General features: G+C 29.5%; 2 protein-coding genes. Both read left to right on the top strand.

Annotation, left to right across the window (positions count from 1 at the left end; genetic code table 11):
* The first annotated feature begins 229 nt into the window (after positions 1–229).
* Complete coding sequence (locus B0E44_RS18275) at positions 230–1,057, top strand: hypothetical protein (protein WP_077378823.1); 828 nt, start codon at positions 230–232, stop codon at positions 1,055–1,057.
* Positions 1,044–1,224, top strand: a 181-nt coding sequence (locus B0E44_RS18975) for a hypothetical protein (RefSeq protein WP_217341323.1), incomplete at its 3' end; no start/stop codon positions are given. The genes B0E44_RS18275 and B0E44_RS18975, both read left to right, overlap by 14 nt.

Raw genomic sequence — 1,224 nt, forward strand, 5'->3', positions numbered from 1 at the left:
TAGAGAATTAAAATATGAACTTAAATTTTACAAAATATTAGTAGTAATAACATCTATTTGTGCCATAATTTCTACAATGATAATTTATTCACAAATTCTTATTAAATCAAATGTTTGTATTTATCCCATTTTCTTAGCAATAGTACTTTTAATATATGGTATACATGTTTTAGTCCCAAAAAAGCTTATAATAAAAGACAATTAGTAGAAATTAAATAAACAATAAAATATGCCTGTAGAAGTAAAATTTACAATTAGATATACTGGAGGAACTGCTGACGAGAGCATTTTGGACCTATATGATGCTGCATCTTCAATGCAAGGGTTAGCTAAAGCATTGGCAATAACAACGCATGCATTAGCAACGAAAGGTGAAATAAGAAGTAAAGGTGACTCAATTCCTAATGTAAAATTTTATCTGCACCCTCCAAAACAAGGAAGTTTTATTGAACTTGTAACTATTGTTTTTGAAGATCCAGTTGCAAAAGTTATTGGTACATCTGTAGTGGTTGCTGCATTTTGGGATATGATAGATTTTACTTGGAGACAAGCAACTGGTAGACAAAAAGACCCAGAAGAAAAGATAGCTCGAAAAATTGTTGAAGAGAACGAACTTTTTCCTCAAGAAATGTCTAGAGTTTTAGAAATTCCTTTACAACAATTACATAGGCCTATATTACATGATAGGAATATTGAGATTGAAATCAAAAGACCTAGAGTCGGTACTGTTTTGAAGTTTAGCTCTGCCACCCTTGATTATGTGATGTCCCAAAATGATCCTGAACTTGTCGAAAACATTAATGGAAACGTTACTAAGTATAATATTTTAAGCGGTTATGGAAGGTTTTATGATGACAATGCTCAAAGAACAATTCCTTTCAATATTTCTCCAACTTTAGAGATGGAAGAGCAAGAAATTTTAACTTGGTCATTACATCACTCTACCGCTGATAATCAAAATGGAAAGATTATTATTGATGCTCAAGTAGTAAAAGATAGATTGGGAAATATAAAAAGATATATCATTCAACATGCAGAAAAAAATGATTTCAATTAATAAACAAACATTTGAAAAATTATTAAATTTCTTAAAACATCCTATAACAGCATTGGTATTTGGAGTTTTAGTCAGTTATATTTTTTATCTCATAAGTAAAAAAAACAAAATTCCTTCTTATTATATTTCGCCACCAACATTGGTTGCCCAAAAAAATGATAATAATT

The sequence above is a fragment of the Flavobacterium sp. A45 genome, from assembly GCF_002001005.1.
Taxonomy (GTDB): domain Bacteria; phylum Bacteroidota; class Bacteroidia; order Flavobacteriales; family Flavobacteriaceae; genus Flavobacterium.

Bases quoted from the DNA above. Each gene is read 5' to 3' on its own strand.
- B0E44_RS18275 (WP_077378823.1), top strand. From the start codon at position 230: ATGCCTGTAGAAGTAAAATTTACAATTAGATATACTGGAGGAACTGCT.